The organism is Gordonia lacunae, assembly GCF_002149015.1.
Classification (GTDB): Bacteria; Actinomycetota; Actinomycetes; order Mycobacteriales; family Mycobacteriaceae; genus Gordonia; species Gordonia lacunae.
Map to the genome: position 1 here is coordinate 20,560 of NZ_NGFO01000022.1, position 22,480 is coordinate 43,039.

Below are 22,480 nucleotides of genomic sequence, written 5' to 3' on the forward strand. Positions count from 1 at the left end.
TTATGGCCTGTTGGCGGTCAGCTACCCGCTGTCGGTGTCACGACTTGTCACATTTCGCCCGAAACTGCTCGCAGCGGCCTTCAATGCGTCGTCCTGGGAGTGTGCGTAGGTCGCCAGTGTGAACGCCGCGGAGGCGTGGCCCATCCAGGCGGCGATGACCGCGATCGGTACGCCCCGTAGGTGCATGAGGGTGGCGCATGAGTGCCGTGCATCGTGCAGCCGGACGTGGGGGATCTTCAACGTTTCGAGGAGCTTTCCCCACCGGAACGTGAGCAGGTTCGGGTGGTAGGGCTCGCCCGCCTCGTCGCACGCGACGTACTCCCCCGACCCGTACGACTCCCCGAGCGCCATCCGCTCCTGCAGCTGCTGTTTGCGTGCGGCCCTAAGTACGTCGACAACCTCATCGGGTAGGGGCAGCGTCCGTTGTGACCGCTTCGATTTGGGGGTGCCGGCGACGATCTCGCGGCCGACGGCGACACGGTTCTCGGCGACCGTGACCGTCTTCGCGCCTAGGTCGACGTTGTCCCATCGCAGTCCCGCGATCTCGCCGCGGCGCAGCCCGTACAGAGCGAGCGTCCACAAGTGCCGGTCCCGGCATTCGTGGTCGAGGATCTGGAACATTTGTTCCTGTGTGAGGGTCTTCATCTCCGGGCGCTCGGCCGGGATGCGATCGACAAGGCGGGCGACGTTGCGCACCACGTGACCTTGCCGCTGCTGGTCCTCGAGCACCGCGGTCAGTAGACCCAGCATGTGGTTAACCGATCGAGCGGACCACTTCCGTCGGCCATCGACTTCCCCGGCCCTCAGGCGTCCGACGAGGGCGTCGATGTCGCGCTTTGTCAGCTGCTGAACGATGGTGTCGCCGAGTTCGTCGCGGACGGGCGCAAGTCCCGTCTTGTGACTGCGCTTCGTGGATGGCTTGAGTCGGTGTTTCGCGGCCAGCCACCCGTCGACAGCCTGAGCGACAGTGAGTTTCGAGGCATGGACATAGGTCCCGGCCACGACCGACGCCTGCACGGAAGACAGCTCCGCGCGCGCTTCCGCCTCGGTGGTGAATCGCCTCCGGATCTGTCGGCGCTTGCCGCCGACGACGCCAGCATCGACGGTGACCTGGTAGCGAGTGACGCCCTTACCCGTCCGCCTGTCACGGACGGTCAGCTTGCGGATCTGTGGCGGGAGTTGGCGCCTGCTGCTCATCTGACACCCCCTCCGTCACTGGGTCCTGGGTTCGGATTCAGCATCTCGCGCATATCCCAGTCCCTCACCTTCATCCCAAGAGCACGCATCCGTTGGACGACGATCTCGTTGTCCTCTTGGGCGCGCTCGAGCATTCGCTCCGCCTGTCTGCGTTCGTCTGGGTCGTCGGTGTCGGCCTTATGCACAGCCTCGATCGCCAGGCTCCCAATTCGGTCATACCTGTTCATCAGTTGCAGAGGTTCGTTTCCGTCCGAATCTCCGGATAGCACAGGCATTTCGACCCCCAGTGTGGTGACCGGAGCGTCCGCGTTCGGCTCGACGGGTCGCGACGCCAACTTGCCGGTGAACATCCCCAGCGCCGTCCTTGATCGGCGATCTGGGCCGTTAGGTACGTAGCGAACCACTTCGTCCAGGAGGCCCGGGTAGAGCAAGAGAACTGGGGCAATCTCAAGTGCCGCGGCCATGACGATGAGTTCGGCGACATCGAGTTTCCCTGCGCGGGTGTTGCTTTCGATCTTCGATATGGCGACACGGGAGATCGGGAACCCTAGAGCCCTTGTGCGCTCCGACAGGGCGGCGGCGGTCAGCTTTAGTGCACGCCGGCGCTGGCGCACCGCCTCGCCGACGCGGCCAGCCTGCTCGAGCTGCCACGTCTTCGCGTCGTCATCAATGTTCGGCATTGCAACATTCTCTCACGGATACGCACGCATCCGGGAGCATCCGTGTTACGCTCCATTACGAGACATGAACCACGGGTTCAAGTTTCATTCTGGAGCAGACAATTAGGAGGTCTCCACATGTCCAAAAGCCTACTCAAGCCCGGAGAAGCCTTCGCGCGCATCGGCGTCGGCAACAGCAAGGGCTACGAACTGATCAAGTCCGGCGCACTTCGGTCGGTGAAGATCGGCAGCAATCGCCGCATCCCGGAGCAGGCGATCGACGAGTACATCGCCGGCCTCGAACAGGCTGCGAGCGGCGCAGCGTGACTGATCGGTACGCCCACATCCGCGACCGCGAAGACCTCGGGGGAATCGAGATGTTCCCCGACTGCACCGACGACCTCGTCGGCGCAAAAGAAAAGGCCCCGGACCTGTTGGCGCAGGTTCCGAGGCCAGTAACCCCTGCACACCCTGATGAGAAGTGAGGAAGTTCTGACATGCACATTACACACCGACGCCGACAGAGTCACCCCCTACCTGTCAGGCAGGTGACGCCGCTTGCCGCGGACGACGATCTCATGATCGATCTGATGCACGACGCCCTTGCAGGTATCGAGCCGGAGGACGTCTCTGACCTGCTGGAACTCGCTGACATCGTCCACGAAGTCGAAGGCGGAACGTGGACCGTTCAGACGGCGGTGGTCTGAATGTCCTCCACTGCAACCAATCGCCGTCCCCTGGCTGAGGTGACCGGGCGGGACCAGCTCATCGAGCGAATCATCGACGGGCTGGACTACGGCTGCATCAGCGGCGCGACGACCTCGCAGTTGCTGATCTTCGTTGCCCTCCTGGAGGACCTCCCGCAGTACGAGGAGAAGCACGAGGACCGCCCTGCTCGGCACCTCCAGCTCGTCGACACTTCGTCGGAGGTGATCTAGAGATGTTCCGACCGGTCTACTACGAGCCCTCGAATACAACTGCCGAGGAACTGGCTGTGTTCGGGGTGAAGGTCCGTGAGATCCAGCGTGACCCCCAGTTCAAGTTCGCACTCGGTCGGTTGTGGAAGTCGGCTGCCAGCGTCTTCTTGTACGACGACGGCCGGGTCGTCCTGACGTTGCACAGCCACCTGAATGAGCGTGAGCGGCACCAAATCTACGGGATCGGCCAGACCGTCTTCCGTGACGGCGTCGCCCACTGCAAGAGGCAGGAGTTCACTCGTCTGCGGAAATCTAAGAAGCGGCCAGTTGCTTGTTGGTGGCAGTTCGTGTGGGTCGCAGTCTCGCGCGCAGACTCCCTGTACGACTCGATCTTCTGGTCGGCATACGGGCACCACCCGGATCAGATCCGCTCGATCGACTCCGAGGACGAGCGCCTACATCAGCAGCACAGTGCCGAGGGGGCGACACAGTGATCGGTCACGAAGAGTTCGAACAGTTTTCGGCCCAGTGCCTGCTCTACACGGGGCGGGAATGGGACGGAACCGTCGAACACATCACACAGATGACCGCAGTCGTGTCCGCCGGTAACGATGTGCTCGACGCAGTTATCGACTGGCTGTCCGCTGCCCGCGAGCGCGCCGAACAAGACGGGCGGCGGTGGAACACCAGCGAGTGTCGACGGCAAGCGCGCTTGTCCGGGGACCTCACCGTCTGTCCCGAATGGTTGGCCGCGGAGTTTGAACGCGTCACGCCTGACGATCGGATGCGCCGATGACCCGCCGAAACAACGAATCCCAGACACCCGCCACGTTCATTGATGCTTGCCTGCAGGGGGTTGCAACGCCAGCAGACATTGACGACTGGGTAGACCGCTGGCATGCCGGCGAGGGGCCAGACCTGACGCTCGGCGAGTTCCTCGGTTTCACACCCGATGAGGGGAAGATGTGGGCTGAGGACCCCACCTGTCTTGACGAGATCATCAACGCGCACCGCGCTGGCGAGGCAGGTGAGGTGCTGTGAGAGATCCAGCAGTCGTCACGCTCAACGCTGACGGGGAGTACTACCTCAACGACGTGGCCACCGCGCTCATCATCGGCGTCAGCGCAGAAACCCTCCGGTCCCACGCTGTACGCGACGACCACGGCCGCGCCGCGTACCGACTCCCCGAGACCTTGATCCGCAGCGGACGCAGGCGCACAAGGGAGTTCGGCGAGATGACAGGGACGACCGAACCCGACATGGGAGACGCGCTGATCCACTTCGCCAATCTCGAGGGCGTCGAGTTGATCTTCGAAGACGCGACGGGCGAGCGAATCACGCTCTCGGCTCCCGGGTTCTGGCGGCGGAATGGAGGTGCACCAACCAACTGAGCAGGTTCTTCCGCTTGAGGGGTGAAAAGGGTTCCTGGCCAAGCGATTCATTCTTGAAACCCAAGCGACGCGGCCCCCGGAAGGCTCGGGGGCCGCGTCTGGAAGGACACACCACATGTCTGCATTGCAGTCTACCGATGCCCCGGAGGGGTATCCCGAACAATATGTCGACCCCGGAGACAAGCTGCTACTCGCTGCGCTGCGAGGTGGCACCTACGTGCTCGCTGTCCGTTGCCGTGTGTGCGGTGCACCGCTGACAGCGCAGCGGTCTAAGGCCCGCGGCATCGGCCCGAAGTGCGGGCGCCGGGAGGTTGTGGCATGAGCGCAACCCTCACGGTCTCGCTTCTGGCCGCAACGTTCGACGCATCACCCGGCATGATCGTCAGCGCCCTCACCCTCGTCACTCCTGAGGACGTCCGCTTGTTGGACGCCCCCACGGCGGAGTGCTTGGACATGGTCCTGGCGATGGCGAAGAACGGGGACCAGCCGGCGCCCGTTCTGTTGAACGCCGAGCTGATGCGTCACGGTCTGTATTCCGGCCACCGCGGCGAGCTTGTGAAGAACCGTGTTCTTGACGCGGTGACAACCGCTGTGCCCGGTGTCCGAGTCTTTGAGTACGCCTCCGCGGTCCTCGCCGAGGTGGTTCGGGCCCGGATGATCTCGGCCGCTGACGCCATCGCTGAGCGGGCACGCGACGGTGCCGAAGCCGACGCCTGGCAGACGTTCATCCGAGAAGGGGCGGCGGTCCGGATGCTCTGGGAACGGTTGTGCGCAGCGCGGGGGGTGGCCGCATGACGGAGACTCCCGAGGCTATTGACGGCGCCGCGCTTCTCGACGCCGTTGAGGACCACTTCAACACCTACGTCGCGGTTCCCGACGATGCGGACCTGTCGCTCCTGACCCTCTGGACGGTCCACACGCATCTTGCGCTCGAGTGCTACTCCACGCCTCGGCTGCTGATCGACTCCACAATGCCCGGGTCCGGGAAGACCACTGTTCTCGATCACATCGCAAGGTTGGGCTGCAATCCAGTCCAGGCAGCATCGCTGTCCAGTTCGGCAATGCTGGTGCGCATCCTCGACACCGGTATCCGAACGATTCTGATCGACGAGACGGACCGGAGCCTGAACCCCGACAAGCCTGGGGTCCAGGAGTTGATCGCTGTTCTCAACTCCGGGTACCGCCGTGGTGCTACTCGGCCGGTCTTGGTCCCGGATAAGGAGAGCGGGTGGGTCACGAAGGAGATGCCGACATTCGCACCTGTGGCGATGGCCGGCAACTCCCCGCGGCTGCCGGACGACACCCGCTCACGGTGCCTTCGGGTCTTGTTGATGCCCGACGTAACCGGCCGAGTCGAGGACTCGGACTGGGAGTTCATCGAGGATGATGCGCTTGCGCTACGGGATCGCATCGTGGCGTTCGCCGATAGTGTTCGAGACTGTTTGCCGCGCGAGGTCGATCTACCGAAGGGGTGCCGGGGCCGCGCCAAGGAGAAGTGGCGTCCCCTGAAACGTGTCGCGGTCGCTGCGGGTGGGCACTGGCCTGCCATCGCGGACGACCTGATTGCTCGGGGGCTCGCCGAGGATGCCGCCGAGCATGAGGCGGGACTCCAGCACGAGCCACCCGGGATGGTCATCCTCCGCGATCTCGCTGCGGTGTGGCCGGGCGACGAAACCCACGTGCCGACCGAGACTCTGGTGTCGAGGCTGGTCGTTCACAACTCCGATTACTGGGGTCTCCGGTCGAACTACGGCAAAGCGTTGACCGCGCACCGGTTGGGTCGCCTGGTAGCGCAGGCGTCGAAGGTGACGAGCACGCGGCCAGGTGGCCGTGGGCCGCGTGGATATGCTCTGACCTCGCTTGATCCGGTTTGGCACCGTTTGGGGATACCTCGCAAAGAGACCGGTGCAAGTGGCGGAACTGGCGAAACTGGAGCGGTCGCCGCACCACTATCGCCGGTTGATCCGCTTGCACCGGATGCACAGAGAGGGTCCGGAGAACGGTTCCTGAGCGATCGGGAGTCGGCATGAGGGGCCAGACCCGGCGCGAGGCCGGCCCCATCGCGTTGCTCGCTGAGATTCTGCGCGGCACCGATTCACTGACCGGTGCGGCGTGCATCGGTTCACCCGAGCTGTTCGACCCTCGAGACCCCCGTGAGGACAGCGACGCCGCCGAGTACAGGCACCGGGCCGCGGCCCAACTGTGCGCCCGCTGCCCGGTGTTCGACGCCTGTCTGGCTTGGTCTGATTCGAGATCCGACCAAGCGCACGCAGTCACCGCTGGGCGCATCCCACGAGCGCCCGGACGACCACCGAAGGGAGGTGAAACAGCAGCATGAGCGAAACCACCCGCGCCCCCCGCGCCCACGTGTGCCAGCGTTGCTACGGCCCCTGCCGGTCCCACAAAGGGTCAATGCATGGATGGACTTGCGAAGCGTGCCTCCGGGACTACCTCGACAGTCAGACCCCAACCCCGACTCCGGACGAGGGTCGCATCTCAGATGTAGCCCTCGTCCGCCGAGCCCGGAGACGGAACCGGTGACCGCCCGCGCACTCGGAACAGCCGTCCTCATCGAGGGTGAGACCGCGTTGCGGATGGCGAAGTACGCGGCCGTCGCCGCACTCGAGAAGCTGGCACGGTCGGGTATGCCACCCGGCCCCGAACTCGTCGAGATCTACGAGGCCGCGAAGCAGGCTCAGTCCCACCCGGGACATTCGGACGGACCCGAAATCGCACTCGCAGAAGACTGTTCCCCGACAGACCTGATCGACTCCGCGACAGCGGCTCGCATCCTCGGAGTGACCCGCCGCCAAGTAGTCAGATTGGGTGCCACCCTCGACGGAACCCAGCTCCCCAACGGGTACTGGACCTTCCACCGGGGGACGGTTGAGGACTACGCCAGACAGCGCCCACGTCAAACACAGAGGCGCACAGCGGCATAGCCGACAGAGGGGGGTGCCGAATGCCAGAGTTGGCCACGGCATGGGTGAGCGTGATTGCCGACACTCGGCAGATCCCAGGGCAGATCAGGCGGGCGTTCGGCGAGACGGATCGGATAGCCCAGCAGCAGGGGCAGCGCGCCGGTCGATCATTCTCCGGGGCATTCGGCACCTCCCTCAAAGCCGCAGGCGCAATCGCTGGCGCTGCAGGCGGAATCGCCGCTGTCGGCGCGGCGATGCGCTCCTCAATTGGCGCGGGTATGGACTTCACCGGCGCATTGAACACCCTTCAAGCCGTGTCCGGCGCAACCGCCCAGCAGGTCGCTGAGGTCGGCCGTCGGGCACGCGAACTCGGAACAGACTCCCAACTGGCGTCTACGTCCAGCATCGACGCCGCCAACGCCATGTTGGAGCTCGCTAAGGGTGGGTTCACGGTTGAGCAGTCGATGCAGGCTGCTCGCGGCACGCTGCAGTTGGCTGCCGCAGCGCAGATCTCGGCCGCGGAGGCGGCAACCATCCAGTCGCAGGCGTTGCAGGCGTTTGGTCAGGACGCTACCTATGCCGGTAAGACCGCTGACATCCTCGCGAACGCCGCGAACGCATCGTCGGCCGAGATCACCGATGTCGCACAGGCTTTGCAGCAGTCCGGCACGGTTGCTAACCAGTTCGGCCTGTCGATGTCGGATACTGCGGCGTCGATCGCTTTGCTGGCCAACGCAGGCATCAAGGGATCTGACGCCGGCACGCTGCTGAAGTCGACCTTGCTCGCGCTCACTGATCAGAGCGACCAAGCCGAGACTGTCATGAAGCAGCTCGGCCTGACCGTCTACGACTCGCAGGGCCGATTTGTTGGCATGGAGTCGCTGTTCGGGCAGCTCAATGCTGCGTCCGAGCGGATGACGGACCAGCAGTATCAGCAGGCCACCGCGATTCTCTTCGGGTCGGATGCGATGCGTCTGTCGGGTCTCGCTGCGCAGGTTGGTGCTGACGGTTTCAGTCAGATGCGCGCCGCGATGGAGAAGAGCGGTTCGGCGGCTGATGTGGCTGCGGCGAAGATGCAGGGACTCCCCGGGGCGTGGGAGAAGCTGAAGAACAGCGCGCAGGACGCCGGGCTGGCGTTCTACGACGTCGTAGAGGGTCCACTCACCTCTGCGGCCAACGCTGCCGCCAACGTTCTCGGCGACCTGGTCTCCGACGCGGAAGACGCCGGCAAGGGCGTGCGCGCCGCGTTCGACGATTCGCGGGTCCAATCGTTCCTCGCGAGCGTCCGCAACGATGGTGCGAGCGCGTTCGCCGGGATCACTCAGGCTGCCACTGGCTTGGCTCCTGTTATTGAGCAGAACCTGAAGTCGGCTGCGACGATTGCTGGCGCGCTCGGCGTTTCAACATGGACTGTGTTTCTCGAGGTTGTCCGTGCAGCGACGACTGTCATCGAAGGCCTCACTCCGGTTCTGTCGACGCTGGCCACGTTCACGAGTAACAACGCCGGCCTGGCTACCGCGATGGTGGGTGCGTTCCTCGCGTGGAAGCTGATTCCTCCGGTTATGAGTCGGGTCCAGTCGGCTCTGGCGCCAGTCACTAGCGGCCTGTCGAATGCGCGGACCGCGGGACAGAACTTCATCCAGACCAACACGGCGATGTCTCAAGGGCTCGCACAGAACCGCGCCCTGCTGATGCAGATGGCTGGCGTGGTGCAGACCGCGAATGGGCGTTGGCAAACACTTTCGGGTCAGTCTCTGACTGCCGCGCAGGCGATGCAGCGGATGAACACTGTTGCCGCGTCGGGTGTTACGACCTTCGGGAGGTTCGGTAGCGCGATTTCGCAGATCGGGTCTCACGTTCCGGTGGTGACTCGTATGCAGGCGGCGTTCGTGAACACGGCGATCAGCGCGAATCAGTTCGGCCGCACTCTGGGTGTGGCGGCTGCGGCCAGTACGGGCCTTCGTTCTGCTGGGTCGGCGATGATGGGTGTGTTTGGCGGTCCGTTGGGCGCCGCAGTTGCGGGGGCGACGGTCTATTTGGGTCTTGCTGCGAGTGCTCACGCTGAGAACACGCAGAAGGCTCGCGCGCAGAGTCAAGCTGTGAAGGATCTTGCGGCGTCTGAGGTGGCGTTGGGGTCGGCGCTGTCGCAGTCTCGTGGCGCGATGTCTCAGGATGTTTGGGGTAAGGCTGGCGAGCAGTTGACTGCCTACCAGCAGACGCTGAAGACGACTGCCGACCAGCACAAGTCGACCTGGGATCAGCTGAAGGAAATCGGTGGCATCGGCAAGATCCTGTTCCACACGAACGATGAGCTGAATCAGACTTCTGAGCGGGCGATGGCCGCACAGAAGGCGATGACTGACCTCGGCATGACCAATGAGGAAGTTGCTCGCGCGGTCTACGGTACCGAGGGGCAGTGGAAGCTGGTCTCCGACCGCCTGGCCGGGATGGGTGAGGGCGGGGTGATGGCCGCCGCCAACCTGGCGCACATGAGGCGGGAGTTCGAAGGACAGCAGGCATCCGCATCGCGCGTCACACCAGGTGTTACGGAACTCGGCGATGCGATGCGGCTGCTGGGCGACAAGTCCGCAGATGCTGCCGACAAGTCCAGGGCACTCCGCGCAGCACTCGAAGCGCTCAATCCCGCCCGATCCAAGGGTGAGGCAATTGCACAGCACAACGAGATCATGCAGCGGATCACCGCCTCCACTAAGGAGGCGATCGATCGCACGCAGGGGTTCGGCAAGGCGTTGCTCGACGTCCAATTCGGTGTCAACACCTCGACAACCAACGGGCAACAGTTGCGAAAGTCGTTGATGGACATCGTTGATGCCACCGAATCCGCAGCCGTCAAGGGTGCGGACATGGCGGAACGCAACCGGCTGAACGGCGAGGCGCTGCAGCAGCTCGCCCGCCAGTACGGTTTGACGGTGGAGCAGATCCGCGGAGCCGCAGACCAGCTCGGACTAGATGACATTGAGATCTCGGTCGCGATGAAGGATCTGACTCCGGGTGGGTTGCTGCATCAGCTCACTGCTATCTCCACCGCCTGGCGCGGAGTCCCTGAGGGACAGAAGACGGTCACCGTGGACCGGGACCAGGTCTCGGACGAAACAGAGGCTTGGCTCAATCGTGTCGGGGCGAGCGTGAAGCAGATCCCGAACAGCAAGCAGGTCACGATCACGGCGAAAGACGATGACGCCAAGGCCAAGGTTCTGCTGTTGACGCAGAACCTTTCGGTTCTGAACGCGATGAAGGTCGACCCGAAACTCAACCTCGAGACCTCGCTGTTCCAGGCACGCAACACCGAAGCGATCGGCGCGCTGCAGGCTCTCGACAAGACGTTCGTGTCCGGCCGGGCAGGTCTCATGATCGACGAACTGCTGGCAGGTAAACAGTTCTCGATGCAGGAACTGCAGATCCTGTCTCAGACGACAGCTGATCCTGCCGTGCACCTGTTGATCGATCAGCTGTTGCAAAACGCCACGATCGCGAACAAGGCTCTCGACGATCTGGCCCGTAAGCGCAACGCGCAGATTCAGATTGATTTCATCCGTGGGCTGACCGCGCCGGCGCCGGTGGACAATCCGCAGCAGTTCGGCGCGAACTTTGACCGCAACCTGCAGGAGCTCGGTCGGCGGCAGCAGGGCGCTTATGCCGACGGCGGTATCCGTACCTACGCAGAGGGCGGGATTGCGGCCCTCGCGAGGTATGCGAATGGTGGGCATCTCACCGAACCGCAGATCCTTCCGGGCCGCGGTGCGGGGTCGCTCTACACGACCGCTATGGGGCCGGCGATCGCTGCCGAGGGGGAGACTGGCGGTGAAGCGTGGATACCGCTGGGGCTCGGCAAGCGTGCCCGCTCTACCAGCATCCTCGCGACAGTCGCGGACCTCTTCGGCCTCACCCTGTTCCCCAAGGATCAGCTGCCTAGCAACATCTCCGGACTCTTCGGCGCGCTTGCTGGCGGCGCGGTCAAGGGCGCACTAAAGGGTGTCGATGGCGTTCGGAAGTTCGCTGACGGTGGCATTCTGCGGTCGCTCGCTGACGGCGTCGGAGCGTCTCGTCCTTTGACCGGCGCCCCATACGTGTGGGGTGGAACGAACTGGGGTGATTGCTCCGGAACCATGAGCGCGTTTGCTCGGATGGCTGCAGGGCTGGACCCCTTCGGCGGCCGGTTCTCGACCGCAACCATGGGCGCGCAGATCCAGCAGATGGGCGGTCAGCTCGGTCGGGGCGGGTCCGGGGATATGCGGTTCGGGTGGGTCAATGGCGGCCCGGGTGGCGGCCATACCGCGGGTACCCTTCCTGACGGCACGAACGTGGAGATGGGTGGCGGGAACGGCGGTGGCATGGTCGGCGGCTCCGCGGCCGGCGCTGACGACCCTCAGTTCAGCGAACACGCCTTCTTCCGTGTCGAGTCGCCGTACAACCCCGGCACAGGCGTCCCCGGCGACCCGGGCGGCTGGGTGCAGCGCCCTGACGGGACGTGGGTACAGAACGCCCCCACGGGCAGCTTCGGCAGCAGTGGCAGCACAGGCGGCAGCGGGGAAGACAAGACCCTCTCCGGGCGACTCGGCAACGCAGCATCAGCATTCGTCTCCGGACAGATCACCGACCTATTCAACGTCCTCTCCATCAACGACCAGCCCGGGTGGCTCGCCGCGATCACCGAGTACGAGAACCAGCAGCGCCAGGCGCAGAGCGGATCGGGCTCCAAGGGCACCGACCCGATGGTTAAGCAGCAATACGAGGACGCAAAGCTCAAGTCCAAGCAGGACTTTGAGAACGCCAAGCTGCAACGCAAACGAACACACGACACCGCACTGGCGAAGCTGCGCAGCGAGCTCGATGCGAAGCGGATCAGTGAAGCCGAGTACGACCGACGCGTCGCCGACCTCAAGCGCAAGCACGAGGACACCGAGCTCGCGAAGAAGCAGGAGTTTGACCAGAAGACTCTGGAGGCCAAGCAGAAGTTCGACCAGCTCAAGACGACACCGAATCAGCCGAACACCCCCGGCCAGGCGCCGACTGTGCGCGATCCCGGCACGACCCGCCCCGCCCCCGGTCAGGACCTCGGCCGCGGACCGACCGCAGGACTGCCCGCCACTGGCAGCGCGATCAAGGATGCATTCAGGTCCGGGCTACGCGAGGCATGGCGTCAGGGTCCCCCCTGGGATGCGACCGACTGGATCATCAACAAGGAATCCGGTTGGGACATGAACGCCCGCAACGGGAAGTACTTCGGTGGCGGCCAGTTCAGCCCGGAGGTGTGGGCCGCTGCAGGTAAGACGCCGACAGCCGACGCACGCACCCAGGGCGAGGTGTTCGACAACTATGTCGGCAGCCCCCGCTACGGCGACCCGCTGAAGGCCAAGGAGCACCACGTCAACGCTGGCTGGTATGAGCGGGGCGGTGTGATCCACGAGGGCGCCAACATCATGCTCAACGGGTTGGGACACAAAGAGACTGCGCTCCCATTCGACCCGCGTGATTTGAAAGCGTCACTCGACCGCGGTGGCAGCAGCTCGTCCGAGGCGGTAGTGGCCAAGCTCGACCAACTACTCCAAGTCCTCGCGCACAACGTCCGCGGCACAACCTACAACGTCTCCGACGACCGCAGCCTGAAGCAAGCACAGAGGTCCGAGAAGCAGCGCATAGCAACAACCCTCGCCGGTCTCTAGCCACATCACCACCACATCGAAGGAGAACCACACCATGAGCCACTACGACCAAGCCAAGAAGGACATGGAAGAAGTCCGCACCACACTCGCTGACGCCGTCGCCCGCATCCGAGCGAACGACAACTACTCAGCCGAAGGCAAGCGGCGCGAGATCGCACGAGTCACACTCACCGCACGAGAAGCAGCCAACGCACTCAAGACCGACCACGCCAACACCCGAGCACAACGACGCAGCCAACTGCAGCGCGAACTATTCGGCAGCCCCAGCGACGCATCCAGCATCATCCTCCTGCGCGACAGCCAAGACCGAGCAGCCGCACTCAAAGACCCCGAACAGGCAGACGCAATGATGCAGCGAGCCATCCAATCCGGCGACACCTACCTCGCCAAAGCCGTCGCCCAAGTCTCCATCAACCACGGCTGGAACGACCCCGTCCGCGCCCTCGCACACCACGACCCGGACACTGGCGAACTCATCAACGAACTCGCAGAGCTCCCTGAAGGACCACGCACAGTAGGAACAGACAAGCTCGTATTCCGCGTACCCAACGCCAGCGAACTCGGGGATGCCGACGACGAAGGCCTCGCCCGAATGGCCGGCACCTACTCCAACCAAGAGAAGCAACAAGCCGCCCGAGTCCTCCGCGAGTACAGCCACACCGGCAACGTCGGAGTCTGACCGGTCCCACGGTGACCCCGCACAGGTGCCGCGCGTAATGACGACCGTTACGCGCGGCACCGACCCTTCTCGGTGGCGTCACCGAAAAGGGGACGAGTCTCCAAAACCGCAGGTCAGAAGGTTCGCACTGGTCACGGGGTGGGGGTATGCCCCCTCAGGCGCACGACTCGCCCCCCAAGGCATTGGCGGTACCCCCTCCGAGGTACCCCCCTCCCCCCTGGGGTATCCCCGGTTTCGGTCTCGTCGGGCCGGACTTCTCACGGTTGACCGTGAAATCTGGTGTGGAAAAAGCTGCGGGGAGAGAGATCGCCAATGCCGTGAGGGGCGTCGGGGGTGCGCTGGGGGTCGCCCCCCACCATCTCCCTCGACCGGCGCATATGGGGCAGGGCCGTTGTCGATGGGTCAGACGAATCGGAACTTGATCCTTAGCATTCGAGCCGCTGTTGTCGTTCGCCGCGGTTAGCATCACGCCATGCATTCGATCTTCACCAGCTACGGCGACATGAACATAGAGGCCTATTCGATTAGGCCGCACAAGAGTCCAGAAAACGGGCGCGAACGAGAAGCATCTATCGCTGTGCGCTTGGGCACGGGCGGCGTGGCGGAGGGCGACCGGCCCGTCTACCTCAGCTTCACGATCGATGAGGCGCAGGAACTGGCCGACGTGCTCAAGAACCTTTCCGAGGCAGCTCGACGTGGCGAGTACAGCAAAAGCGGCGATGAGCTGATCGAGCGCCGGGGCAAGGCCAATCGTGAATAACCTCTCCGCCAACCGTCTCATCTCGATCCTGGCCGCTGCCGGCGCCGTGATCCTGCTGATTGTGTGTATCCCGTTGATGGCATCGACGATGCGTGGTCCGGGAGCGAACTGCGGGACAGTCTTTGCGTCATCGGATACCTGGACATACTCGTCCAGCTATGAGTCGGGCGACTCGTCGTACTACGACGGGGCGAGAACAGAAGCAGACTTCCGTGCCGGCGCTCAGGCTGCCGTCGACGATCTGTTTGCAGATATCAGCGTGGGCGCGGCCGCGTACGAGTACTGCCAGAACCAGCACTCCGATCGCCGCATCCTGTTGATCTCACTAGGTTCTGTCTCGTTCGTGCTGTTGGTGGTCTCCGGCGTCGTGTGGTGGATGGGCCGTCGTCCTCAGCAGCAGGAATGAGCGTTTCAGGGTGTTGTGGGCACTGTCGATCAACGACGAAGGTTCTACTGACGGTCCCTGAGGCTGCCGAAGCGTTGTCGACGTCGGTGTCTCAGCTGTACCGGCTGCACAAGGCGGGGAAGATCACGTTCACCCGGTCGGGGGAGAGACAGACGCGGGTGCATATCGATGAGATCCGTTCGTATGCGGCGTCGCTCAGGACGTTTTAGCTCGTCTCGCGGCTGAGGATCACCGCGAGGCCGTAGACGCACAGAATGACTTCGTCTGACACCGCGGGGTCGAGGCCCTTGAGCTCTCTTACGACCAGCTCAAATAGCCCTGGCGACGATCGGCGAGCACCGGCCGCGATGGCCTGAGTGGCCTCTCCCCCTCGCTCTTGTGCTTCTTGGCTCGGGGTGAACTCAGGCATCGATGGCCCTCTCTACACGGGGTTCGGTGTCACGAGGTTGTCACAACTCGTCGCGGATCACTGCGGACACTAGCGGACGCACACGGACTGACAGTGCAGATGAGAGCGTGTTTCGCGGACGCGTGCGGACTGCTACGGACGGAACCCCGGCGACTTAAAATCGGCACAGTGTCGGTTCGAGTCCGACTGGGGGCACTCACGGCCGGGCGTTTTCGCCGTGTGCAGCGCCACTTCCGGCGCCCGTCCACGTTCTACGTCCCGCTCCGCGTCGATCAAACGCATGGCCGTTCAGCCGAATACGTGCGTGGACACCGCTCCGATCCCCACGGTTACATGACTGCCGGTGGTACCGAACGACTCTCGGGACCTTCCGAGTCCGTTGCGGCCCATCGAGACCAATCAGGACGACCCGTCGGGGGAACAGATGAAGATATTGATGCGTGGGGCGATGATCGCTCTCTTTCTCGTCGTCGCACTTGTCACGCCGGTCCATGCGGCGAATGCCGTACCGACCGGATGCAGCGACCGCGACATCGCGCAGGGAAATGCGGAGGCCCGGTCACTGAACGCCCGCATCGCGGCGCACAACTCCAGGCCGAGACAGTTCCGGATTCCGGAGCAGCAACTACAGGCCACCGCCTACCAGGCCGAGGCCAATCGACTGAACACCGAACGTGCGGCCCTCGTCGCCTGGGCCAACGGGTGCCGCGTACACCTGCAGGGAATGGGCCCGGGCTCGGGCGGTCCACACCGGCCGAGCACTCCCCCACCGCCGCAGCGGCCGGGCACCCCGGCGCCGTCGGTCACCAATCCGACGCCGGGCTACCCGGCGCCACAGCGCTACCCGTACAGCGACAAGATCGCGAGCGACCGCACCGACCGGACGACCCTCACGCGAACCACGCGATTCCGGGACGGTGGCGAAGTCAACCTGACACGGATGCAGGGTCGCGCGGCGACCGGTATGAACGCCGCCATCACTCCGAACATGCTGCGGACCGGCACTCCGAGTACGCGCTCCGTCACTCCGCCGGGGTACCGGCCGGGCCTGGAACGCGGGCATCTGCTCGCCAACCGGCTCGGCGGTCTCGGCGGCGACGCCCGGAACATCGTGGCCCTGAGCAACGCGGCCAACACCCGCATGCGCGTCCTCGAGAATCGCATCGCTCGTGTCGTCGCGAGGGGCGAAGCCGTCCACTACAGTGTGACCCCGATCTACGGGAACGGGTACAGCCGTCCGCCCACCGACATCGCCGTCGGCGCGTTCGGCGTCCGGGGCGGTATCGCTCATTTCGAGATCATCCCGAACGTGAGGTGACCACCATGCCGAAGCACACCATCGATGATCTGATCGCGCTGATCCCACCACCGGCGGCGCGGCCGGCGACGATCGACTGGGGGCCCACCGAACGGCGACTGGGATTCCGATTGCCGACCGACTACAAGGCACTCGCCGACACCTACGGACCCGGGGTCTTCTGCGACGACTTCCTCGTATGGACCGGACTCCCCTGGCCCGACGCGTCGATCGAGGAGGCGGGGCGCCGCGCGGCGACCGAACTCGAGCCGCTTCTCGCGGACCTGAGCATCGTGACCTGGGCCCATGACGACGGCACCGACACGGCCGTCGATCTGGTCGGCGGCTCCTTCTTCGGATGGGGGCGTTCCACCGACGGCGACTCGGGTTATTGGCACCGAACGGGCGACGACCCCGACGAGTGGCCGGTGCTCGTCACCGACGGGGTGATGGTGTGCGACTACCACTCCGGCGGCCTGGTCTCGTACCTGTACGACTTCTGGACGGGAGGCTTCCCGAACCGGCAGGTCTTCGCCGGGCGCGAAGCACCGGAACGACCGACCTTCGAGCAGGTGACCGTCGGCTCCTGAGCGGGCGCGGACCCCTCCGCGAAAAGCATGAACGGAGGGGCCCCGCGGGCTCGGCTCACATACCGGGCCCGCGGATCCCCTCGACCACGAGTTCCACCAGTCGTTGCGACTCGACGCAATTCCGTCCGAGAGCGATCATGTTGGCCAGGGTGAACAGTTCGTCCACAGTGAGGTCGGCGCGGATTCCGCCCGACCGCTGGGCGGCGCCGAGGATGGCCGCGCCGGCCACGCGGATGTCGGCGCAGCTGGTGTAGAGCGGACTCGCCGGATCGCCCGCCGCCGCGATGATGATCTCGGGCAAACCCTGATACGCCCCGACGTGGCGGGCGAGTGCACGAACCCAGTCGACGAGGCGCTCCCCCGGCGCCTCCCCGTCTGCGGTCTGCGCCGACTCCACGAGGGCGGCGGTGTCCTGTCGCATCGCGGCCGCGACGAGGGCCTCCCGCGAGGGGAAGTGACGGTACAACGTGCCGGCCCCCACACCGGCTCGTTTGGCGATGTCATCGAGCGACGTGTCGATCCCCGACTCACGGAAGGCCTCCGCCGCCGTGGCAACGACCTTGTCGTAGTTGCGTCGAGCGTCGGCTCGCATCGGCTTCGCCGGCGCGGATGCGCTGGTCATGGCACCTCCCGAGGAAAAGACTTGTAACCGGAGAACATCTCCGGTTCAATAAGCGGAGACAGTCTCCAATTGGAGAGACTCTCCTCTTCGACCTTACCCGCCCGGGAGGCCCCGATGTCCCAGATCTCCGATCGCGCAGCGCCGACGTCGAAGTCCGACGCCGGCGAACCGACCATCGACCGCCGCACCTGGATCGGACTGATCGTCGTGGTAGCAAGCCAGTTGATGGTGATCCTCGACGGCACGATCGTCACCGTCGCACTCCCGCGCATTCGCGACGACCTGGGCTTCAGCGAGGTGTCCCAGTCGTGGGTGATGAACGCCTACGTGCTGGCGGTCGGCGGCCTGCTGTTGCTCGGCGGTCGCCTCGGCGACCTGATCGGACGCCGCCGCGCCCTGCTCTACGGCATCGCGCTCTTCACCGCGGCCTCACTCCTCGGCGGCCTGGCGACCAGTGCGTGGATGCTTCTCATCGCCCGCGTCCTGCAGGGCATCGGCGCAGCGCTGGCCGCACCCACCGCTCTGGGACTGATCGTCGCGAACTTCCCTCCGGGACCCGATCGTGCGAAAGCGATCAGCTGGTTCTCCCTGGGCGCCGCGTCGGGCGGAGCTCTCGGCCTACTCCTCGGCGGCGTACTCACCGAGAAGCTGTCGTGGCATTGGGTGATGCTGGTCAACGTGCCGATCGGGGTGGCGATCCTGCTCGCCGCACCGTTCACCGTCGACGAGACACCTCGGCAGCCCGGTCACCTGGGCCTCTGGGACACCCTTCTGTCCGCGGCGGGTGTCGCCGCGGTGGTCTTCGGTTTCATCCGCGCGTCCGAGGTCTCCTGGGCCGACCCGATGACCATCGCATCCCTTGCCGTCGGCGCATCGACCCTCGCGGCTTTCGCTGTCCGGCAGCGGCATACAAGCCATCCCCTGCTGCCGCCCCGGCTGGTGAACTCGGCGCGCAAGGCCGCGCCGTTCGTGGTGATGCTGCTGTTGCCCGGGGCGATGATGGGCATGTTCACCTTCATGACCCTGCACCTGCAGGACGTGATGGGTTACAGCGTCGTCGCGTCCGGGTTCGCGTTCCTACCGTTCATGGTCCTCAACATCGGACTGACGGTCACCGGGATCACCGCCCGCCTCGTCGCACGTCTCGGTGCGGCACCGGTGTTGATGGCGGGACTGTCGCTGGCGATCGTCGGTCTGCTGTGGCTGTCGTTCGTCGGCCCGGAATCCACCTTCGTCGGTGCGATTCTGGCGCCGTCGATGATCATGGGCGCGGGAATCGGCCTATCCGTGGTCCCCGCCAACGTCCTGATCGTCGACAACTCACCCGCCCCCGACGCGGGCGCCGCCTCGGGCCTCATGCAGGCTCTGCTCCAGGTCGGCGGCGCGCTCGGACTTGCCACCCTGATGACTGTGTTCGGCCCGCTGCAACGCAGCGATCCGTCCGGCACCGCTACCGGCACAACGATTCTGGTCGGTTCCTCGTTCGCCGTCGTCGCACTGCTCGTGCTCGTCGTCGCCTACCGGCCGCGGCGTGCCGTGGACGCGTGACGAACAGACGTGACGCAGAGCCGTGATGCGGGACGCCCGAGCTCGGTCACGATCTCCCGCCGCGTGACAACACGTCCGATGCGATCCGCGTGCACTCCCGAATCCCGCTGGTGATGTACTCGGTGTCATGTCCACTCGGGTTGTCTTCCTCGCCGACTCCTCGGTCGCCCTTCTCACCCTCGGTATCTCCGTGTACTCGATCGCGATCCTGGTCTGCCTGGGCATCGCGATCAACGCCGCCCGTTTCGGACGGCGACGCGTCGCCGTCGCGATGGCGTGGGTGGTCGGTGTGCTGACGGTGGCGGGTGTCGTCGTGGCCATCCTGTCGAGCGTCGCCGGCAGTTAACCCTCCGGCCGCAGTTGCCCGCGCTGGCGGTCGATGAACTGCGCGGCAAGCCGATTCGTGAGGCCAGGCGCCAATCGCTGGATGCGCCAGGTGATCCGGGATCGACGGGGAACGACGAGCAAGGGCTGGTCCCGTCCGATGGCGGCGAGCGTGTCCTGCGCCAGCCGATCCGCGTCGTATGCCGTCGAGGAGCCCTGACTCGCGAGATAGTATGAGCGGCCGACGAATCCGCCGACCGACCCCTTGTCGAGGATCGGCGTCTCGACTGCCGAGGGGCACACCGCCAGCACGGTGACCCCGTGACCCGCGGCCTCGGTGCGCAGCGCAAGCGACAGTCCGACGACCGCATGCTTGGTCATCACATAGCTGGTGATGAGTCCGGCCGCGACCAGCCCGCCCATCGACGCCGTGTTGACGATGGCCCCGGAACGCTGCTCGATCATCACCGGATACGCCGCCGCGACCCCGTGGACGACGCCGCGGATGTTGACGTCGATGATGGCGTTCCATTGCTCCGGCGTCAGCATCTCGGTGGGACCGCCCCACGTGATCCCGGCGTTGTTGAACATCAGGTCGAGCCGTCCCGACTCCGCGACCACGTCGTCGACGACCCGCTGGACCGCCGCCCCGTCCGTCACGTCGAGACGCACGGCCCGGACCGTGCCCGGCCCACCGAGCAGCGACGACGCCACCCGTTGCGCGGCAGGCAGGTCGATGTCGGCGCAGGCGACCTGGGCCCCCTCGGCGGCCAGCGCACCGGTGAGGGCGGCCCCGATACCGGACCCGCCCCCCGTCACGATCGCGACCTTGCCCGCCAGGTCCGGTCCACCACGCCTCCTGCGTCCGAGCACGTCAACCCCTGTCCTTTGTGATCCGGGCCCGCTGTTCAGCGGCGACCGCGGTCGCCCAGCGCGGGCTCAGACGAGCATGACCGATCCCGACGCGAGCGGCACCGCTTTGCCCAGACCGGGTCTTGACATCCTCACAGCTCGCTCTTAGTGTTGCTGCCATCACAAATTGAAACGTTTTAATTCGCCGAGTCGGACCCCTCTCGACGGTCCGCGATTCCCCACCCGTCGTCTCGTCAGGAGCAGCAATGTCCGACCCCCAGCGCGTCTGCTTCGTGCTCCACCTCCGCCCCGAACGCGTCGAGGACTACCTCGAGGCCCACACCGAGGTGTGGCCGGAGATGCTCGACGCCCTGCGCGAGACCGGTTGGCGCAACTACTCCCTGTTCCTCCGGAAGGACGACGGCATGGTCGTGGGCTACCTCGAGACCGACGACTTCCCGGCGACCAGCACCGCCATGGAGGCGACAGACGTCAACACCCGCTGGCAGGCGCACATGTCCGAGTACTTCCTCCCACCCACGGGCGGCGGGGCGAACGCGGCGAACCCGGACACGATCCGCACCGAACTCACCGAGTACTTCCACCTCGACTGACCCATCCGAACGACATCGACGCGACACGCATGACACCTACTGACGGGCGCACCGACATCAGCGAACTCCGGTTTGACCTCCACGATCCCGACCCTCTGTACTGATCTCCGACGCAAGGAATCACCATGAAAGTAGGAGCGCGCTCCACCACCGGCTGGCGGGCGACCATCTCGGTCGCCATGTCGAACTACATCGAGGCCGGCTCGATCATCGCGATCGCCACCAGCCTCACCTTCTGGCAGGACGAGTTCGGCATCAGCAACTTCGCGGTCGGCCTCCTGGCCGCGCTGAGCGCCAACGCGTTCGGTGCCGCCGTCGGCGCCGCGATCGGCGGCCCGCTGTGTGATCGCTACGGCCGCAAGGCGATCTACACCTACGACCTGCTGGTCTACATGGCCGGCGTGTTGCTCGCGGCCTTCGCGTTCAACTTCACCATGCTGCTGGCCGCCTTCATCATCACCGGCCTCGCGGTCGGCGCCGGCGTCCCGGCCTCGTGGACGTACATCGCCGAAGAGGCCCCGTCGGTCGAACGCGCCAAGCATGTCGGCACCGCGCAGCTCGCCTGGTCGGTCGGACCCCTGATCGGCTTCGCGCTCGCCGCGGCGCTCGCCCCGATGGGCCTGCTCGGTTCGCGGATCATCTTCCTGCATCTCTTCGTCGTCGCGGCGGTCGTCTGGTGGATTCGCCAGGGTCTCGCGGAGTCGAAGATCTGGTCCGACGAGGCGGTCAACGAGACGCGGGAGCTCACCGCATCGGTCGGCGCCCGCGGCATTAAGGGTCTGTTCTCCAAGAAGGTCAACATCACCGCCCTGCTCCTGCTCGGTGGCATCTACCTCTTCTGGAACACCGTCGCCGGCCAGGCCGGCATCTTCATGCCGCGTGTCTACGAGACCGCCGGACTGGAGAGCGCTGTCCAGCAGAACCTGCTGCAGGTGCTGGTCTGGGGGTGCACGGTGCTGGCGACCTACTTCGGCTTCATGCGCTACGCCGACCGCGTCTCCCAGCGCGCGCTCTATGTCTTCGGCGCAGCGCTCGGCATCGTCGGTTGGATCGTGCTGGTCGCCTTCACCGACGGCGGCCTCACCACGATGCTCGCGTTCGCGATCCTCTGGGGAATCTCCTCGGGCATCGGCGCTCAGGCGTTCTACAGCCTCTGGGCCAGCGAGATGTTCGCCACGCCCTACCGGGCCAGCGCCCAGGGCGTCATGTTCTTCGCCGTCCGCACCGCCACCGGTCTCCTGAGCTACTTCTTCCCCACGATGCTCGCGGCCACTGGGCTCACCACGGTCGGCATCCTGCTGGTCGCACTGCTCACCATCGCTCTGGTCATCGGCGCCGTCGCGGCTCCGGACACCCAGGGCAAGACCCTGCAAGAGATCGAGGTCGAGCGGTACGGCGCTCCGCTGTCACCCGAGCTCATCGAGACGCCGGCATCCTCCGGGCACCCCACCCAGGGCAGCAACCCGGCGACGGAGTCCGGACACAAGGCCCCGGCCTGACACCTCCGCCTGATCGCGCCACGCGCGATTGAAACGTTCCACCACCTCGATGGTCCACCCACACCTCCCCGCCGCCGGCTGTTCCCCGACGTCGGCGGCGGGGAACCCCAA

27 protein-coding genes are annotated in these 22,480 nt (G+C 65.3%); 23 read left to right on the forward strand and 4 right to left on the reverse strand.

The features are described 5' to 3' along the window. Positions 1-21: 21 nt before the first annotated feature. Together CA982_RS17815 and CA982_RS26575 are read right to left on the reverse strand one after the other, a co-directional pair. Positions 22-1,197, reverse strand: coding sequence for a site-specific integrase (locus CA982_RS17815; protein ID WP_086536605.1), 1,176 nt, complete (start codon positions 1,195-1,197; stop codon positions 22-24). Further along, on the reverse strand, positions 1,194-1,877 hold the full coding sequence (locus CA982_RS26575; RefSeq protein ID WP_086536606.1) for a helix-turn-helix domain-containing protein: 684 nt from the start codon (positions 1,875-1,877) through the stop codon (positions 1,194-1,196). Before CA982_RS26575 ends, CA982_RS17815 begins: the two co-directional genes overlap by 4 nt. A 117-nt stretch (positions 1,878-1,994) precedes the next feature. Here CA982_RS26575 and CA982_RS17825 point away from each other — a divergent pair, with 117 nt between their 5' ends. The 19 genes from CA982_RS17825 to CA982_RS17910 all read left to right on the forward strand — a co-directional run bounded on the left by CA982_RS17825 (position 1,995) and on the right by CA982_RS17910 (position 16,910). Next, positions 1,995-2,183 carry an excisionase family DNA-binding protein gene (locus CA982_RS17825; protein WP_086536607.1) on the forward strand — a complete coding sequence of 63 codons (189 nt, stop codon included), beginning with the start codon at positions 1,995-1,997 and terminating at the stop codon, positions 2,181-2,183. A gap of 221 nt (positions 2,184-2,404) precedes the next feature. Continuing rightward, positions 2,405-2,563 (forward strand): hypothetical protein, encoded by a 159-nt coding sequence (locus CA982_RS26580; protein WP_158097817.1) that lies wholly within the window; start codon positions 2,405-2,407, stop codon positions 2,561-2,563. Continuing rightward, positions 2,564-2,794: a hypothetical protein gene (locus tag CA982_RS17830; RefSeq protein WP_086536608.1), complete on the forward strand. Its 231-nt coding sequence runs from the start codon at positions 2,564-2,566 to the stop codon at positions 2,792-2,794. It abuts the gene before it with no gap. A 2-nt stretch (positions 2,795-2,796) separates the two neighbouring features. Next, complete coding sequence (locus tag CA982_RS17835) at positions 2,797-3,267, forward strand: hypothetical protein (RefSeq protein WP_086536609.1); 471 nt, start codon at positions 2,797-2,799, stop codon at positions 3,265-3,267. Further along, the gene (locus CA982_RS17840) at positions 3,264-3,569 is read left to right on the forward strand and encodes a hypothetical protein (RefSeq protein WP_086536610.1); all 306 of its coding nucleotides are present in this window, start codon (positions 3,264-3,266) and stop codon (positions 3,567-3,569) included. Before CA982_RS17835 ends, CA982_RS17840 begins: the two co-directional genes overlap by 4 nt. Beyond that, entirely contained in the window at positions 3,566-3,814 is a 249-nt protein-coding gene (locus tag CA982_RS17845; RefSeq protein WP_086536611.1) for a hypothetical protein, read from the forward strand. The genes CA982_RS17840 and CA982_RS17845 overlap by 4 nt, the downstream gene beginning before the upstream one ends. Beyond that, positions 3,811-4,164, forward strand: a complete 354-nt coding sequence (locus CA982_RS17850; protein WP_144066048.1) for a hypothetical protein — start codon at positions 3,811-3,813, stop codon at positions 4,162-4,164. Before CA982_RS17845 ends, CA982_RS17850 begins: the two co-directional genes overlap by 4 nt. Before the next feature lie 115 nt (positions 4,165-4,279). Then, positions 4,280-4,486 carry a DUF6011 domain-containing protein gene (locus tag CA982_RS27200; protein WP_425269089.1) on the forward strand — a complete coding sequence of 69 codons (207 nt, stop codon included), beginning with the start codon at positions 4,280-4,282 and terminating at the stop codon, positions 4,484-4,486. Continuing rightward, complete coding sequence (locus tag CA982_RS17855) at positions 4,483-4,959, forward strand: hypothetical protein (protein WP_086536613.1); 477 nt, start codon at positions 4,483-4,485, stop codon at positions 4,957-4,959. Before CA982_RS27200 ends, CA982_RS17855 begins: the two co-directional genes overlap by 4 nt. After that, positions 4,956-6,194: a DUF3631 domain-containing protein gene (locus tag CA982_RS17860; protein WP_086536665.1), complete on the forward strand. Its 1,239-nt coding sequence runs from the start codon at positions 4,956-4,958 to the stop codon at positions 6,192-6,194. The genes CA982_RS17855 and CA982_RS17860 overlap by 4 nt, the downstream gene beginning before the upstream one ends. Beyond that, positions 6,191-6,502, forward strand: coding sequence for a WhiB family transcriptional regulator (locus tag CA982_RS17865; RefSeq protein ID WP_086536614.1), 312 nt, complete (start codon positions 6,191-6,193; stop codon positions 6,500-6,502). The genes CA982_RS17860 and CA982_RS17865 overlap by 4 nt, the downstream gene beginning before the upstream one ends. Positions 6,503-6,701: 199 nt before the next feature. After that, positions 6,702-7,106, forward strand: coding sequence for a hypothetical protein (locus CA982_RS17870; protein ID WP_086536615.1), 405 nt, complete (start codon positions 6,702-6,704; stop codon positions 7,104-7,106). 20 nt (positions 7,107-7,126) lie between these two features. Continuing rightward, positions 7,127-12,769 (forward strand): phage tail tape measure protein, encoded by a 5,643-nt coding sequence (locus CA982_RS26930; RefSeq protein WP_144066049.1) that lies wholly within the window; start codon positions 7,127-7,129, stop codon positions 12,767-12,769. Positions 12,770-12,803: 34 nt separating this feature from the next. Then, positions 12,804-13,448 carry a hypothetical protein gene (locus CA982_RS17880; protein WP_086536616.1) on the forward strand — a complete coding sequence of 215 codons (645 nt, stop codon included), beginning with the start codon at positions 12,804-12,806 and terminating at the stop codon, positions 13,446-13,448. A gap of 472 nt (positions 13,449-13,920) precedes the next feature. Further along, positions 13,921-14,208, forward strand: a complete 288-nt coding sequence (locus CA982_RS17885; protein WP_086536617.1) for a hypothetical protein — start codon at positions 13,921-13,923, stop codon at positions 14,206-14,208. Continuing rightward, positions 14,201-14,614, forward strand: a complete 414-nt coding sequence (locus tag CA982_RS17890; protein WP_086536618.1) for a hypothetical protein — start codon at positions 14,201-14,203, stop codon at positions 14,612-14,614. The genes CA982_RS17885 and CA982_RS17890 overlap by 8 nt, the downstream gene beginning before the upstream one ends. Then, positions 14,611-14,823 carry a helix-turn-helix transcriptional regulator gene (locus CA982_RS27205; protein ID WP_086536619.1) on the forward strand — a complete coding sequence of 71 codons (213 nt, stop codon included), beginning with the start codon at positions 14,611-14,613 and terminating at the stop codon, positions 14,821-14,823. The genes CA982_RS17890 and CA982_RS27205 overlap by 4 nt, the downstream gene beginning before the upstream one ends. A gap of 648 nt (positions 14,824-15,471) precedes the next feature. Continuing rightward, the gene (locus CA982_RS17905; RefSeq protein ID WP_158097818.1) at positions 15,472-16,341 is read left to right on the forward strand and encodes a DNA/RNA non-specific endonuclease; all 870 of its coding nucleotides are present in this window, start codon (positions 15,472-15,474) and stop codon (positions 16,339-16,341) included. Positions 16,342-16,346: 5 nt separating this feature from the next. Next, complete coding sequence (locus tag CA982_RS17910; RefSeq protein ID WP_086536666.1) at positions 16,347-16,910, forward strand: SMI1/KNR4 family protein; 564 nt, start codon at positions 16,347-16,349, stop codon at positions 16,908-16,910. A 55-nt stretch (positions 16,911-16,965) separates the two neighbouring features. Here the strand turns inward: CA982_RS17910 and CA982_RS17915 are convergent, their stop codons facing one another. Continuing rightward, positions 16,966-17,532 (reverse strand): TetR/AcrR family transcriptional regulator, encoded by a 567-nt coding sequence (locus CA982_RS17915; protein WP_086536622.1) that lies wholly within the window; start codon positions 17,530-17,532, stop codon positions 16,966-16,968. A 114-nt stretch (positions 17,533-17,646) separates the two neighbouring features. On the opposite strand from CA982_RS17915, the gene CA982_RS17920 reads away from it, so the two are divergent. Then, complete coding sequence (locus CA982_RS17920) at positions 17,647-19,080, forward strand: MFS transporter (protein ID WP_244176350.1); 1,434 nt, start codon at positions 17,647-17,649, stop codon at positions 19,078-19,080. A gap of 127 nt (positions 19,081-19,207) precedes the next feature. Then, a complete protein-coding gene (locus tag CA982_RS17925) occupies positions 19,208-19,426 on the forward strand; it encodes a hypothetical protein (RefSeq protein WP_086536624.1) in 219 nt (72 codons plus the stop codon). Here CA982_RS17925 and CA982_RS17930 read toward each other — a convergent pair. After that, positions 19,423-20,277, reverse strand: coding sequence for an SDR family NAD(P)-dependent oxidoreductase (locus CA982_RS17930; protein WP_086536625.1), 855 nt, complete (start codon positions 20,275-20,277; stop codon positions 19,423-19,425). The genes CA982_RS17925 and CA982_RS17930 overlap by 4 nt on opposite strands. Positions 20,278-20,522: 245 nt before the next feature. Between CA982_RS17930 and CA982_RS17935 the strand changes: the two genes are divergently transcribed. Together CA982_RS17935 and CA982_RS17940 are read left to right on the forward strand one after the other, a co-directional pair. Then, entirely contained in the window at positions 20,523-20,870 is a 348-nt protein-coding gene (locus tag CA982_RS17935) for an L-rhamnose mutarotase (RefSeq protein ID WP_086536626.1), read from the forward strand. Between the two features lie 125 nt (positions 20,871-20,995). Further along, on the forward strand, positions 20,996-22,369 hold the full coding sequence (locus tag CA982_RS17940) for an MFS transporter (protein ID WP_086536627.1): 1,374 nt from the start codon (positions 20,996-20,998) through the stop codon (positions 22,367-22,369). Positions 22,370-22,480 lie beyond the last annotated feature (111 nt).